Annotated in this window: 12 protein-coding genes and 3 tRNA genes; 7 read left to right on the forward strand and 8 right to left on the reverse strand. The window is 60.2% G+C overall.

Going from position 1 to position 13,470, the window contains the following annotated elements; genetic code table 11:
• Positions 1-37: 37 nt before the first annotated feature.
• Together ACFB49_RS20195 and cobU are read right to left on the reverse strand one after the other, a co-directional pair.
• Positions 38-124, reverse strand: a tRNA-Leu gene (locus ACFB49_RS20195).
• Positions 125-233: 109 nt separating this feature from the next.
• Positions 234-743 (reverse strand): bifunctional adenosylcobinamide kinase/adenosylcobinamide-phosphate guanylyltransferase, encoded by a 510-nt coding sequence (cobU, locus tag ACFB49_RS20200; protein ID WP_380873234.1) that lies wholly within the window; start codon positions 741-743, stop codon positions 234-236.
• A gap of 190 nt (positions 744-933) precedes the next feature.
• Here cobU and ACFB49_RS20205 point away from each other — a divergent pair.
• Both ACFB49_RS20205 and ACFB49_RS20210 read left to right on the forward strand, forming a co-directional pair.
• A tRNA-Tyr gene (locus ACFB49_RS20205) sits at positions 934-1,020 on the forward strand.
• Positions 1,021-1,163: 143 nt separating this feature from the next.
• Positions 1,164-2,414: a tyrosine-type recombinase/integrase gene (locus ACFB49_RS20210; protein WP_380873235.1), complete on the forward strand. Its 1,251-nt coding sequence runs from the start codon at positions 1,164-1,166 to the stop codon at positions 2,412-2,414.
• Here the strand turns inward: ACFB49_RS20210 and istB are convergent.
• Positions 2,392-3,126 (reverse strand): IS21-like element helper ATPase IstB, encoded by a 735-nt coding sequence (gene istB / locus ACFB49_RS20215; protein WP_380871756.1) that lies wholly within the window; start codon positions 3,124-3,126, stop codon positions 2,392-2,394. The genes ACFB49_RS20210 and istB overlap by 23 nt on opposite strands.
• Positions 3,059-4,624, reverse strand: a complete 1,566-nt coding sequence (gene istA / locus ACFB49_RS20220) for an IS21 family transposase (RefSeq protein ID WP_380871757.1) — start codon at positions 4,622-4,624, stop codon at positions 3,059-3,061. The genes istB and istA overlap by 68 nt, the downstream gene beginning before the upstream one ends.
• Before the next feature lie 199 nt (positions 4,625-4,823).
• On the opposite strand from istA, the gene ACFB49_RS20225 reads away from it, so the two are divergent.
• Positions 4,824-5,057 (forward strand): helix-turn-helix domain-containing protein, encoded by a 234-nt coding sequence (locus tag ACFB49_RS20225; protein WP_380873236.1) that lies wholly within the window; start codon positions 4,824-4,826, stop codon positions 5,055-5,057.
• Positions 5,058-5,090: 33 nt separating this feature from the next.
• Here ACFB49_RS20225 and ACFB49_RS20230 read toward each other — a convergent pair whose 3' ends face one another.
• Positions 5,091-5,366: an HU family DNA-binding protein gene (locus tag ACFB49_RS20230; RefSeq protein WP_380873237.1), complete on the reverse strand. Its 276-nt coding sequence runs from the start codon at positions 5,364-5,366 to the stop codon at positions 5,091-5,093.
• Positions 5,367-5,671: 305 nt separating this feature from the next.
• Between ACFB49_RS20230 and ACFB49_RS20235 the strand changes: the two genes are divergently transcribed.
• Positions 5,672-6,721, forward strand: a complete 1,050-nt coding sequence (locus tag ACFB49_RS20235; RefSeq protein WP_380880054.1) for an HNH endonuclease — start codon at positions 5,672-5,674, stop codon at positions 6,719-6,721.
• Here ACFB49_RS20235 and ACFB49_RS20240 read toward each other — a convergent pair.
• From ACFB49_RS20240 to ACFB49_RS20250, 3 genes are all read right to left on the reverse strand, one after another.
• Positions 6,703-6,821: transfer RNA gene (locus tag ACFB49_RS20240), tRNA-OTHER, on the reverse strand. The two genes, ACFB49_RS20235 and ACFB49_RS20240, sit on opposite strands and share 19 nt — an antisense overlap.
• Positions 6,812-7,273, reverse strand: a complete 462-nt coding sequence (locus ACFB49_RS20245; RefSeq protein WP_380873238.1) for a helix-turn-helix domain-containing protein — start codon at positions 7,271-7,273, stop codon at positions 6,812-6,814. Before ACFB49_RS20245 ends, ACFB49_RS20240 begins: the two co-directional genes overlap by 10 nt.
• 111 nt (positions 7,274-7,384) lie before the next feature.
• Complete coding sequence (locus tag ACFB49_RS20250) at positions 7,385-8,068, reverse strand: hypothetical protein (protein ID WP_380873239.1); 684 nt, start codon at positions 8,066-8,068, stop codon at positions 7,385-7,387.
• A gap of 919 nt (positions 8,069-8,987) precedes the next feature.
• Here ACFB49_RS20250 and ACFB49_RS20255 point away from each other — a divergent pair.
• From ACFB49_RS20255 to ACFB49_RS20265, 3 genes are all read left to right on the forward strand, one after another.
• On the forward strand, positions 8,988-10,343 hold the full coding sequence (locus ACFB49_RS20255; protein WP_380873240.1) for an O-antigen ligase family protein: 1,356 nt from the start codon (positions 8,988-8,990) through the stop codon (positions 10,341-10,343).
• A gap of 181 nt (positions 10,344-10,524) precedes the next feature.
• Positions 10,525-11,238: a polysaccharide biosynthesis/export family protein gene (locus ACFB49_RS20260; protein ID WP_380873242.1), complete on the forward strand. Its 714-nt coding sequence runs from the start codon at positions 10,525-10,527 to the stop codon at positions 11,236-11,238.
• Positions 11,239-11,253: 15 nt separating this feature from the next.
• Entirely contained in the window at positions 11,254-13,452 is a 2,199-nt protein-coding gene (locus tag ACFB49_RS20265; RefSeq protein ID WP_380873243.1) for a GumC family protein, read from the forward strand.
• Positions 13,453-13,470 lie beyond the last annotated feature (18 nt).

Below are 13,470 nucleotides of genomic sequence, written 5' to 3' on the forward strand. Positions count from 1 at the left end.
CTTTCGGGAGGCGGAGGATGCTTGCTACTTCAGATGATGGTGCGGTCGAGAAGACTCGAACTTCCACGGCCTTTCGGCCACAACGACCTCAACGTTGCGCGTCTACCAGTTCCGCCACGACCGCACATCGAGAAGGGCCCCGAGAGCGGGGCGCTGGTAGGCGCGTGCCTCTAGCAAAGCAATTCAGGCTCCGCAACGGCCGAAATCGCTTTTTCTGACACTGCGACCAGCCTTCAGGATTTGAGCCAGAGCGGAAGCCCCGCCACGACCAGCGCGACACGGTCTGCTGCGGCAGCAACCACCTGATTCGCGCGGCCCGCATGATCGCGAAAGATGCGACCCAACGCGCTTTCCGGCACGATGCCGGAGCCGACTTCGTTGGACACGAGAATCAGCGACCCCCGCGCCTTGCCGATCGCCGTCACCAGCGCGTCGATCTCGCTTTCCATGTCGGCATCGGCCAACAACCGGTTGCTGAGCCACAGGGTGAGGCAATCGACCACCATCGTGCCCACGTCATGCTGCGCGATATGTTGCGGCAGATCGTGCGGCGCCTCGACCGTTGTCCAGCGCGGCCCGCGATCCGCGCGATGGCGGGCGATGCGCTGCGCCATCTCGGTATCCCGGGCTTCTGCTGTCGCGACATAAGTGAGTGGCCCGGATTCGGCTTCGGCGATCGTCTGCGCGAAGCGGCTCTTGCCCGAACGCGCGCCGCCCAGAATGAGGATGCTTGTCCCCGCCATTCGCTCGAATCTCCGTCACTTGAACGCCCTGCTGATGCGCCGTGTGCAGAAGCGGCGCAACATGCTCCAGACGGGCTTGCAGAACCGCCAAGCGTCATCTATCAGGCGCCCTCCCGAGCCAAGGCACGGGATTTCCCGGCACGCCCCGCGCGCGCATAACCAACGGGAAACAGGCATCACGCCGTGATGTGGACAGGTGGCCGAGTGGTTAAAGGCAGCAGACTGTAAATCTGCCCGGGTCTCCCGTACGCTGGTTCGAATCCAGCCCTGTCCACCATTTCCACATTCTCCCACATCCGCGCGTGACCGAGAAACCCCTGTATTTCCGGGGTTTCCGCGGTGATTCGCGTCCCCAGCCATCCGCCCCAAATCGCTCGTGACCGATTTCGCGTGTGGGAAAAAATGTGGGAAAATAATGGCATGGGAAGGCTCTCGGCGACAGGTGTAAAGGCAGCCACTCGACCGGGCCGATATGGCGACGGCGACGGTCTGTTTCTCGTGGTTGGAGTGACTGGTTCGCGGAGCTGGATTTGCCGCGTCCAGAAGTACGGGCGGAGACGCGACGTTGGCCTCGGCAGCGCCAAGAAGGTGAGTTTGGCGCAGGCTCGTCAGAAGGCCTCGGAGGTGCGCGGCTGGATGGAGGAAGGCCTGGACCCTGTCTTCGAAAAGCGGAAGGCGGGCGGCATTCCAACCTTCAAGGAAGCTGCCGCCAAAGTCTACGCGGCCAATCGCAAGACATGGCGCAATGAGAAACATGAATGGCAATGGAAGCGGACGCTGGAGCAATTCGCATATCCCATGATCGGGGACATCCGCGTCTCCGATATCTCAGGTCCGATAATCCGGAACGTCCTCGCTCCGATCTGGCTCTCCAAACCCGAGACAGCCCGACGTGTCCGACAGCGGATCGGCGCAGTGCTCGATTGGGCCTATTCGAATGGATATCGTGAAGCCGAGGCACCACTACGATCGGTCACCAAGGGCCTGCCCCGCCAACCAAAGAAGGACGGCCACCATGCGGCGATGCCCTATGCCGAGGTTGCATCGTTCCTGTCCGAGCTGCGCCAAAGAACTACAATGGGCCGGCTCGCGGTTGAGTTCGCCGTTCTGACAGCGGCGCGTTCGGGTGAGGTGAGGGAGGCGGCGTGGGAGCAATTCGATCTTGAGCGCAAGCTTTGGACAATCCCGGCCGACCGAATGAAGGCGGGCCGAGAGCATGTCGTCCCATTGTCGGGAGCGTCGCTTGAAGTGCTCGAGCGATGCGCTTGCTTCCGAACGAAGGGTGAGCATCTCGTCTTCCGGGGAACCCGGCAGCGTCAGCCCCTCTCCGATATGACGCTCATGAAGGTGCTTCGCGACATGAAGAAGCCCTTCACCGTTCATGGTTTCAGGTCGGCATTTCGCGACTGGGTAAGCGAGGAGACAACGTTCGCTGGAGAGCTGGCGTGTCAAACGGCATTGGAAGTTGACCCCCTATCGGCGTCCAAAGTTGACCCCCGGATAATGGCAGTTCGGGTTGTCCCGGTAGTCCATAGGAGGGCCCCGCGGACGACGCCGCGCGCCGTCAGGAGCGCTGGCGGCGGCGTCCGTGGGAGGTACCTGTGGGCCCACCGGGTCAACCCGGGGGATGGGGGTCCGGGGGAAGGGGTTAGGCGGCTTCGCGGCTCTTGAAGCGCCAACTCTCATTGCCGGTCTCGACGATGTCGCAATGGTGGGTCAGTCGGTCGAGCAGTGCGGTGGTCATCTTGGCGTCGCCGAACACGCTGGGCCATTCGCCGAACGCAAGGTTGGTGGTGACGATGATCGAGGTCTGCTCATAGAGCCGGCTGACGAGGTGGAACAGGAGCTGGCCACCGGAGAGGGCGAACGGCAGATAGCCGAGCTCATCGAGGATCACGAGATCGAGCCGCGACAGATGGTCGGCGATCCGCCCCGGCTTGCCGGCGCGCGCTTCGGCTTCGAGCCGGTTCACCAGGTCGACGGTATTGTAGAACCGGGCCCTGGCACCGCTGCGCACACAGGCGCAGCCGATCGCGATGGCCAGATGGGTCTTGCCCGTGCCGGTTCCGCCGACCAGGACGGCGTTGCGCTGGCTGGTCAGGAACCCGCCGGTGGCAAGGTCGCGGACCAGGGGCTCGTTGATCGGGGTGGCGGTAAAGTCGAAGCCGGCCAGTTCCTTCGCCAGCGGCAGCTTGGCAATCGTCATCTGATATTTGATCGAGCGGGCCTGCTTTTCGTCGATCTCGGCCTTGAGCAGGTCGCCGATCACGCGCTGGGCGGAGTGCTGCCGCTTCACCGCATCGGCGACGACCTCGTCATAGGCATGGCGCATGCCGGCCAGCTTCAGCGTCGCCATCATGTCCAGGATCTCGTGGCGTTCCATAAGACCTCCTCAGGCTGTCATATCGGGCACAGTCGGCAATAGGTTCATGGGCAAGTCGCAGCCCTTCGGGCGTCGCGATGTTGAGCGGCGCCGGCGGCTGCCGCTGGCGGGTCAGGATGTTGAGTACGACATCGCGGCTGATCGGGCCGCCAAGGAGCGCTTCGGCGCAGGCCGCATCCACGGCGTCCAGCCCGTCGCTCACCACCGCCGCGAGGATGCCGACCATCTGGCGATCGCCATCGGCATGGGCGGCAAGCCGCCGCCGGACCCGCTCGATCGCGGGCGGCAGATCCCATTCCTTGAAGGGGGCACCGTTGCGCAACGCGCCCGGCTTGCGCGCGAGGACGGGCACATAGTGCCACGGATCGTAGATCGTCTGCTCGCGCCCGAACCGCCGAACATGCTCGCCGACGCTCTCGCCGTCCTGGCGGATCACGATGCGGTCGGCATAGGCATGGATCTCGACCGGCCGTCCTGCCGCCTTCGCGTGGACCGAGTATTTATTGTAATCGAACCGGACCAGCAGCGTCTTCGATACCGATGCCGGCAGCGCATGGAAGCCGTCGAACGGCCCGCGATAGGCGATCAATGCCGGGCGGTCCGCCTGCTCGAACACCTCCTGTATCGTCTGCGCCTTGAGCTCGGGATGCGCTGCGCGGCGGGCATAGGCCAGGCAGCGATCCTCCAACCAGGCGTTGAGCTCGCCATAGCTCTTGAACCGCAGCCGGGGCGTGAAGAAGCGCTCCCGCACCAAGCCGACCTGATTCTCGACCTGTCCCTTCTCCCACCCCGACGCCGGCGTGCAGGCCACCGGATCGACCAGATAGTGCGCGCACATCTGCTGGAAGCGGCGATTATATTGGCGCTCGCGGCCGACGAAGATCGCGTCCACCGCCGTCTTCATATTGTCGTAGATGCCGCGCTGGCAGGCCCCGCCAAAGAAGGCGAACGCCTTGTCATGGGCGTCGAAGACCATCTCCTGGCTCTCGCGCGGATAGGCACGCACATAGAACATCCGGCTGTGGCACAGCCGCATGTGCGCGACCTTCACCGTCGTCGGCACACCACCGATGATCGCAACCTCGTGACTCCAGTCGAACTGGTAAGCCTCGCCCGGGTCGAAGCTCAGCGGCACATAGGCCGCGGCCGTCGCTGCCGACCGCCCGCGATGCCAGCCCGCCGCATATCGGCGCACCGCGTCGTAGCCGCCACGATAACCCAGACCCTGCAGCTCCTCGAAGATCCGGATCATCGTCAGCCGCTCGCGCCGCGCCTTGCGCTCGTTCGTTTCCAGCAACCCTTCCAGCTCCGAGGCCCACGGCCCCAGCTTCGGCAACGGCTGCACCGTCCGCTCATAGGCAAATGCCGTCGCGCCCGAACGCAACACCTTGCGCACCGTGTTCCGCGATACGCCGAGATCGCGCACGATCTCCTTGATCGACTTGCCCTTCACGAAAAACTCGCGGCGGATCCGCGCTACCGTCTCCACGATCAGCATCCCCCGCTCGCTCCCGCGCCAAAGCGCGAAAGCCTGAACCGGCCATGTTCAGGGGGTCAATTTTGCACGCCGATCACCCCAGAAACGGGGTCAATATTCCACGCCGATTCACATCGGTGCCAACATTCGATCGGGTTCCCACCCGCGAGAGCGGAACTACCGTCTAGAGGCCACTGGCTGCACCCAAGAGACCCTAACGATGGACGGCAAGCCAATGCATCCTTCGCCATTGACAAAGTTGGGATCGAAGGAGGTTGTGGAAATGGATCCGGTCACTGTCCGCATTCCCGAAGCATGCCGGCTCACCGGCATCGGGCGGTCCAAGCTCTATGAACTCATCCAAGCGGGTGAGATTCCGATCGTGAAGATCGGCAGCATGACGCTGGTACCGGTCGAAAGCCTCAGGGCCCTGATCGACCGGCACCAGCAATGAGTCGCCCACGGCATGCGCCGACGCGAAGGCCCGCTATCCGTTGAGGCGATCCTTGACCGCCTTGGCCGGTGTGAAGGTCAGCTTCTTAGATGCCGCGATGTTCATCGCCTCACCTGTCCGCGGATTGCGGCCTTCGCGCGCCGGCGTGTCCTTCACCTTGAACTTGCCGAAGCCGTTGATCGAGACTTCCTGGCCGCCGGCCACCGCCTCGGCAACGCTGGCGAAAACCCCGTCGACAATCTTGCGCGCGTCCGACTTCGTCAGGCCCCCGGAGGTGGCAATCTGCTCGGCGAGTTCGGCATTGTTCATTACTCGATCCTTTCAAATGGGACGCACGGGCTACCGCACGACGATTCCGATCGTCCAGGAGCATTTGGAGGTCGGATGCGTTAGGCCAGAATTGGTCGATCGTTGGGCAGCAGGCGTGCGGCAGGAACCGGTTCGCCTACAATACCAGACCTGTAGGTCTGTTCGTCGCCGGGTCGTATGGATGGCTGGGTGCGGAGTGCGTTCACGCCCAGCCTTCTGTCAGCAAAATCAAATGAGCGGGATTGATGCTCTGCCCAGATGGCATATCACGGAATTGTGAATGCTGAGATTAGGAGCAGTGGTTGGTGCTTGAACGGGTAACCAGCAATTTGACACGACCCGCGGTCCTTGCCGCGCTGAAAGAATACGACCAGCTGGGGCAGCGCGCGTTCCTCAAGAAATATGGCTACAAGCCTGCGCGCACCTACCGGCTGTGGCACGACAATAAGCCATATGACAGCAAGGCAATAGCTGGCGCAGCATTCGGTTATCTTCCCGGCAACCCCGCCCCCCTTCGCTTTAACGAGTTCAGCGGAGGACTGATCTATGTCGTACCTATCTTGACCCATCTAGGCTTTAGCTTTGACCCGCCTGAGAATTATGAGGTCAAGGCGAAGAACCCGCTATGGACGCGGGAGCAGGTAATCCTCGCGCTTGACCTGTACCAGAAGCACGGAGGACGCGATCCTGGTGCGACCCATCCCGACGTTCTCGAAATATCAGCGCTGCTCCGACAAATGGCGACCGAAGCAGGGCTCGCCACTTATCGCAATCCCAGCGGCGTCATCATGAAAATGATGAACTTTCGTAGCCTCGACCCAGTGTTCACCAGCAGAGGCGGCAAAGGGTTGGATGGGGCCAGCAAGCTGGATGAAGCGGTCTGGGCGGAGTTTGAAGGCAAGCCGCTTGATCTTGCGATTGCCGCCGAAGCCGTTCGCGCCGGTGTCGCGAACACCATGACGAAGGACGCGCTGGATGATGTGCGAAGCTACAGCGCGAAGGAAGGTAAGGTTTCTTATCGCCTTCATCGCACCCTAGAACGCGATGCTAAGGTGGTGGCGCTGAGGAAGCGTTCAGCCTTGAAAGCTCATGGCAAGCTGGAATGCGAAGGGTGCGGTTTCGACTTTGCTGCTACCTACGGACCGCGGGGACATGGCTTTATCGAAGCGCACCACACCAACCCGATTCACGCGATGGTTGAGGGCAACGAGACGACGCTCGACGACCTCGCGCTCGTCTGCTCGAATTGTCATCGAATTATTCACAAATCGAAGCCCTGGCTTTCCATCGCTCAGCTAAAGGCAATGATTGGCGGTCCTTTCGCCAAAAATGGTTTTGGGCGCGGCGGGAGTTGAACCCGCACCTCTCCAGGCGTACGATCGGATCGCCAAATCACGACCTTACATTAGCTGACCCGAAGGCCACCCAGAGTGCTCTTCCGTGAGCTACGCTCCCAAGCTCTCCTTTCCTGCCAACTGGTGGGAAAGATTGATGTCCTTCGCTATGCGCGTCGCCAGCGGAGTGAACTGAAAGGTGCGGCGCTTTCCCCCATCCTGCTCGATAAATTCGCGATCGATCAGCCCGGCCTTCACCATCTTCTGCGTCGAACGCTGAACGGTCCGCTTCGCCACACCCATCCGGGTCGCGATAGTGGTGGACCGCGGGAAAACTGCGCGGGCCGGATCCCACCAATGGGCAAGCAAGTTGATCAGAACCACCATGTCGGTCGGCGTGAGCTTGAGCTTCGTCTGAAGGCGTAGAAGCGCGATCGGGATAGCGACAAAGCCCGACCCCTCCGTGACAGCGCCCTGCCACTTATCCTTGATGGTCGTGGGCAGGGCCTCAGCCGCGTCCGCGTCCGTTGTTGGAGTGGTTTCTCCACTCGAAGGTTGCTCGTTCAAGCTCATGATCGCTCTTAGATCACAAAACGAGATTGAATGAAAGGTATCTATTCTAATGGGTGACATCAGTGGCGCTTTTAATGCGATTTCCGACGCTCCCGAAGCTCGAACGATGGCTCAGAGTGCCAAATTATAGGGTTCGACGGTCGCCGTACCCGCCTCGGGATCGAGGTTCAGAAACTTACATTCCATCGCATCGGTCGCGCGATCCATGTGGACGTGAAACCGTGACTTCTGGCCGCCGAGGATAATCATGTGATCCATGATCAAATTCCAGAAGCGCTCCTTCGCCCTATTTATGGCCAGGGGATCGCTGGCGTTCGTCCGCTTCAGGTATTTCTTCGCCGACGCCCGGTGGAGGTGGTCGCCCGATTTTTGCCAGATCGATTCGATCTCGGCTCGCGCGATTGAATGGCCGTGACCAACACCATCGAAGTGCCAGCCCTCATTGGTCTTTTGCATGATTGAAGGAGTTGGGAAGAAGTCGGGATAGCAAGCCTCCAGCGCCTTGAAGATGGCGACGGGACTGTAATCATCACGGAAGGCTTTGTGGCTGTCGAAGTCACCCTGAGCCGCGAGGCATGCCACCGCAAAGCACTCGCACACCAGGCGAAGCTGGAGATGGCACGACTCGGCTTGCACCAGTTCGGGGACAGGCGAAGCGAGGATCGCGTCAATCGACCTCAATCGAACGCGAATCTCATGGAGCGCGTTAATGTAAAGGTCGGCCTTCTCACGATTTGATTTAGGGTAAGTCACAGCCATCTGGCCTGAATAATGCTGAGGGGCTTCCTGCGCCAAACATCAATCAGAGCGTTGCACAGGGTTGATGGCACATCGGGATCGCCCCCTTCCCGTGTGCCGATTTTGCCACTTGCAACGCTCCTGCGACCAATCGCTCCACGATTGACCAGGCCAAGGTCAAATGCAGCTGAACCCAGGCCACTCCGATCGGGCGTCTAGGACAGTGCAAAAATCGCTGGCGGCAAGGCTAGGTCGAGATTGTCGACGCCGAATCGAAAGCATGGCAAACTGCCATTTGCCACGGCATTTCGGGCGATAGCTGGATGTGCGTGGGAGAAGATGTGGGTAAGCTCAGACCCGTCGGGCGAAACATGAGGATTTGTCAGGCCTGAGCGAGGGTGGTTGGGTGGAAGCCCTGTCCACCATCAGTCAATCCAGCGCGGCAATTCCAATCAATTCGCAGAGGCTCGTTTTAACGCGCTTTTGTGCGGGCCGGATCGTCCAGATTGTGTGGCCACTTTCGGTGGTATTCCGAGGCGATACCTTCATTATACAGGGGAGCGGCAAAACTGAGGTGCGACAGGTTAACCGATACAACCCCAACTAAAAAGCAACCAATGTGCGGGCCTACGTGATAGCTGGACCGTGCACCCCTCACGGTTTCGGAGAGTTCTGCTGCGGCACCTCCGGTCGCGCTTACAAAGTTGTCGTGGGCTCATGATCCGCTGCGCCTCCACGCTCTACGAATATGTCGGATGCATGCTGATGAAAGAGCCCCAGCGGCTCAAAATCGATCGGCAAACACCATTTGCTAAGGTTCCGGGCGAGCCCCCTTGTTACAGATAATCAGCGTAGATCCTGCAGACGGCGCTCTATTGTACACGATGTCACCGGGAAACCATGTCCGGTAGCGGGAGTAGCCAGCTTTGCTAGCGGGCACTTTGCATCCCGCGAGGAAACCTAATAAGCGACTGAAATGCAAAAACGCCACGCCCATGCCCCGCAGATGCGCCCGAGCCTGCCATTCGCTATGTTGGTTGTGCTATTCGGAACCCTGTGGCTGGCCGGTGGTGCGTCGATCTCGAGCGCAGATGGGCAGGCAATCGTGCGCCTTATTTCCGCGACGTTGATTGTGCTGGCGATTGTTTTCTGCGGCCGCCCAGCGTTTACGGCGGGCTTAGTGCCGTTCTGGTTCTTGTTGGCATGTGTCGGGCTAGCGGCCGTGCAATTGATCCCCATGCCGCCGGCCATGTGGCAGACGCTCCCCGGGCGTGACCTAATCACGCAAGCTGCGGCGATTCAGGGGCAAGAGCAGATTTGGCGACCATGGTCGATGGTCCCTTCCATGACCTTGAATGCTCTCTTCTCGCTGCTTGTGCCCGCGACGACATTGTTCCTTCTCATGCTGCTGACGGAGCGCGAGCGTCGCTATCTGCCGGGCTTGATGCTCATATTCATTGTCGCGGCGACCTTGGTCGGGCTACTGCAATTTTCCGGAACCCGTATCAACAATCCTCTTATAAACCAAAGCTATGAGGTGAGCGGCCCCTTTGCCAACCGTAACCATTTGGCGCTCCTGCTGGCATGTGGCTGCCTTGTGGCGCCGGCATGGGCTGCCTCGGGCCGGGGATGGCGGGGGCCGGCAGCACTTGCCTTGGTTCTGCTGTTTCTCCTGACTGCATTGGCAAGTGGATCGCGCGCCGGATTTGCGTTGTCGATACTGTCGCTGCCGATTGCAATGCTTCTGGTACGGGGCCACTTTCGGAAAACACTCGGTCGTATGCCGCGCTGGGGGCGCCCTGTCCTGATTGCGGTCTTTCTCCTGCTTGTTGTGGCCCTCGTAACATTTGCGATTGCGGCCGATCGGGGCGCATCAATCGCTCGCGCGCAATTCCTCAATATGGCAGATGACCTCCGCTTCCGGGCATTGCCAGATACTCTCGATCTAGCGAGGACGTATTTCCCGTTCGGGGCGGGTATGGGAAGTTTTGATACGGTGTTCCGAATGAACGAGCCGCTCAACCTGCTCGACCGTACCTATTTCAACCATGCGCACAACGATTTTCTCGAAGTTGTGATAGACGGCGGGCTTTTTGGCATTTTGTTGCTCATGGCGGCGTTGGTTTGGTGGGGCATTGTCTCGTTACGGGTGTGGCGAGCGGGGCCGGGATCGAGTTTTCTGATGCCCAAGCTGGGTTCGGCTATGCTGCTTTTGATGCTCCTCGGCGCCGTCGTCGATTTCGCGGCACGTACCCCCATCATGATGACGGTTATCGTCGTCGCAGCTTTCTGGTTGAATTCGGGGGCGACGGCGAATGCTCCGGACGAGTGAGGCCGTGCGGGATATTCGGGACGCTGGCGGGATTTTGGGTTTCGCGCACCTCCATTCCCGGCGGAACTGTGGCGTCTCCTGCGAATCCGTCCTATTGGCAGGTTGGCGTGTCTTTACCGGGCGAGATTGAGCGCATATAGCCGGCAGGCTTTTCTATAACGACTTGGATTGACGTAGGCGCATGCGTGCAATTTGCGGTATTTTGTCGCTGGCAATATTTTTGACTGCGTGCGTTAGCCGCGGCGAGCCACCTCGGTCGAATGCGCGGCTAACCGTCGTCGAGGGGCAATTCACGCTGCCGGCGCCTGCTCGTGCCGATCTAACCGCGCCGGATCGGCCGTCGTTGGTTGGCCCGCTGGACACCATCTTTGTGGACGTCTTCAATGTTCCCGAGTTGAGCCGTGAGATGCAGGTCGATGCTAGCGGTCGCATTTCAATGCCGCTTATCGGCACTGTGGATGCGCGAGGTAAAACGGCTGGCGAACTCGCAGCTGCGATTGAGGATTCGTTGCGCGGGCGTTATGTCCGCGACCCAGATGTGACCGTCAATATTCGCAGTTCCGTGAGCCAGGTCGTCTCGATTGACGGCCAAGTCGCGGACCCCGGTCTTTACCCCGTAACAAATCAGATGACGTTGCTACGAGCCGTTGCCTCAGCAAGGGGCTTAACCGAGTTCGCTCGGCAGGACGACGTGGTGATCCTCCGCACGGTCGATGGACGTAAAATGGCAGGTCTGTACAATATCGCTGCAATTCGCCGCGGTGTGTACGACGATCCACCCATCTATGCGAATGATGTTGTCATTGTGGGCGATTCTCCCGAGCGGCGTCTTTTCCGTGACGTGATTGCGGTTGCTCCGCTGGTGGTGGCGCCGTTGGTGGCACTAGTAAATTAAGGTCCGGCTTTCGATATGAATGTGGTTTCATCCAAGCCGCGCGGCGGATTGCCTGTAAGCGGAGCCCCCGCGATCGCTGGGGACGACGACAAAGGCTCTCGCATTCCGACGTTGCTGCAATATTTACGGATTGCGATCCGCTGGCGTTACGTCATCATCGCGGCGACGGCGGTCTGTGCAGTTCTAGGGTTGATCATTACGCTGTTAATGACGCCCCAATATACTGCCGTGTCGACAATCGAGATCGCTCGCGAATCCGACAGGGTTACGAACTTCCAGGGTGTGGAGCGTGAGGCATCGCTCGCGGACCAGGAATTCTACCAGACGCAATACGGTCTACTGGAATCGAAATCGCTTGCGGAACGCGTGGCCGTGCAATTGCGGCTGGTCGATGATCCGAAGTTTTTTGAAACTTTTGATGTTTCTAGCGACGAGCCCGCCTTCCAGCAGTTTGATGGTCGCTATCCAGCCTCCGGGCGAGCGATCCGGCAACGTGTTGCAGGTGCCATCCTGCTGAAAAACATAGATATTGAGCCTGTGCGCCTTTCGCGCCTGGTAAGTCTCCAGTTCACTAGTCCGCAGGCCGATCTCTCGGCCCGTATTGCTAACGCGTGGGCTGAGGCCTTCATTCGGACCAATCTGGAGCGCAAGCTGCAGGCGACATCATATGGTCGCAACTTCCTGCAGCGTCAGTTGGCTGATTACAAGGAGCGCCTCGATCAATCGCAGCGCCAGTTGGTCGCCTACGCCTCACGAGAGCAGATTATCAACCTGCCTGGGCAAGCGGGGCCGGAGCGCTCGATCGTGGCCGATGACCTTGCCGCCTATAATACTGCGCTGACATCGGCGACGGCGGCGCGAATTCAGGCCCAGGCTAGCTATCGGCAGGCGGGGGCTGAGGGCGCATCTCCCGAGGCGCTCAGCAACCCTGCTATCAACGAGATGCGTCAACGCCGGGCGGCGCTCTCCGCTGAATATAGGCGGTTAATGGTTCAGTTCGAGCCGACCTACCCGACGGCGCAGGCGATCCAGTCTCAGATCGATCAGATCGATCGCTCGATCACGCGAGAGGAGCACCGTATCAAGGGATCGCTTCAGGCTGAGTACCGAGAGGCTGTCGATCGTGAAAGCGCACTGCAGGCGCGGGTGAAGGCGCTCAAAGGCGATTACCTGGATCTCCGTCGCCGTAGTATCCAATATAATATTTTCCAGCAGGAAGTGAATACCAATCAGGCGCTCTATGACGGGCTTCTGCAGCGCTTCAAGGAGATCGGCGTAGCGGGAGGCGTAGGCGTCAACAACATATCGGTGGTCGACCCCGCCGACGTGCCACAGCAGCCGTCGAGCCCGCGTATCCTCCTCAATCTCGCAATTGCGTTGCTTGCTGGTTTGGCGATCGGCGCGGGTGCTGCTTTCGCGCTTGAGCAGATCGACGAGGCGATCGTAGATCCGGCAGAAGTCGAACGCCGACTTGGCTTGCCACTGCTCGGCTCGGTGCCGCGGGTCGAGGGGCAGGAGCCCAAGGAAGCTCTGCTGGACCGCAAATCTGATCTGGTCGATGCCTATCTAGCGGTTCAGACCAATCTCGCCTTCACCACCGAGCATGGCGTGCCGCGCGCATTCTCTGTTACGTCCACGCGTCCAGCGGAAGGCAAGTCGACGACGGCATTGGCGCTTGCGACGACGCTGGCGCGCGCGCAACGCAAGGTGATTCTGGTCGATGGAGACATGCGCTCACCATCGGTCCATCAACTGGGTGAAGTTGGTCATGAGCGCGGCCTCAGCAACTTCCTCACAGGCGAAGATGACATTGCTTCGTTGACCTTCCAAATGCGCGATCTAGGCTTCGTCGCCATGTCGGCGGGGCCGATCCCACCGAATGCCGCGGAATTGCTGACCGGCAACCGTTTGTCGGTGCTGATTGAACGGTTGCTGGATACCTATGATCATGTCGTCATCGACTCGCCCCCGGTCATGGGACTCGCCGATGCGCCGCTGATTGCCTCACACGTTCAGGGCGTTATCTATGCGGTGGAGTCGCATGGCATTCGGTCCAGCTTGGTCAAGACCGCTCTTGGCAGGCTGGCCAGCGCCAACGCACACATATTCGGTGGCGTGCTAACAAAATTCGACGCTCGAAAGGCGCACTACGGCTACGGCTACGAATATGGCTACAGCTACGGACGCGGCGAAGCTGCTAAGGCGGCTCCGTAATGGTAAAGCGCGCAACCC

This window comes from Sphingomonas sp. DBB INV C78 (assembly GCF_042693015.1).
Taxonomy (GTDB): Bacteria; Pseudomonadota; Alphaproteobacteria; order Sphingomonadales; family Sphingomonadaceae; genus Sphingomonas_E.

Bases quoted from the DNA above. Each gene is read 5' to 3' on its own strand.
- cobU (WP_380873234.1), bottom strand. From the start codon at position 743: ATGGCGGGGACAAGCATCCTCATTCTGGGCGGCGCGCGTTCGGGCAAG.
- ACFB49_RS20210 (WP_380873235.1), top strand. From the start codon at position 1,164: ATGGGAAGGCTCTCGGCGACAGGTGTAAAGGCAGCCACTCGACCGGGC.
- istB (WP_380871756.1), bottom strand. From the start codon at position 3,126: ATGGAACGCCACGAGATCCTGGACATGATGGCGACGCTGAAGCTGGCC.
- istA (WP_380871757.1), bottom strand. From the start codon at position 4,624: ATGCTGATCGTGGAGACGGTAGCGCGGATCCGCCGCGAGTTTTTCGTG.
- ACFB49_RS20225 (WP_380873236.1), top strand. From the start codon at position 4,824: ATGGACGGCAAGCCAATGCATCCTTCGCCATTGACAAAGTTGGGATCG.
- ACFB49_RS20230 (WP_380873237.1), bottom strand. From the start codon at position 5,366: ATGAACAATGCCGAACTCGCCGAGCAGATTGCCACCTCCGGGGGCCTG.
- ACFB49_RS20245 (WP_380873238.1), bottom strand. From the start codon at position 7,273: ATGAGCTTGAACGAGCAACCTTCGAGTGGAGAAACCACTCCAACAACG.
- ACFB49_RS20255 (WP_380873240.1), top strand. From the start codon at position 8,988: ATGCAAAAACGCCACGCCCATGCCCCGCAGATGCGCCCGAGCCTGCCA.
- ACFB49_RS20260 (WP_380873242.1), top strand. From the start codon at position 10,525: ATGCGTGCAATTTGCGGTATTTTGTCGCTGGCAATATTTTTGACTGCG.
- ACFB49_RS20265 (WP_380873243.1), top strand. From the start codon at position 11,254: ATGAATGTGGTTTCATCCAAGCCGCGCGGCGGATTGCCTGTAAGCGGA.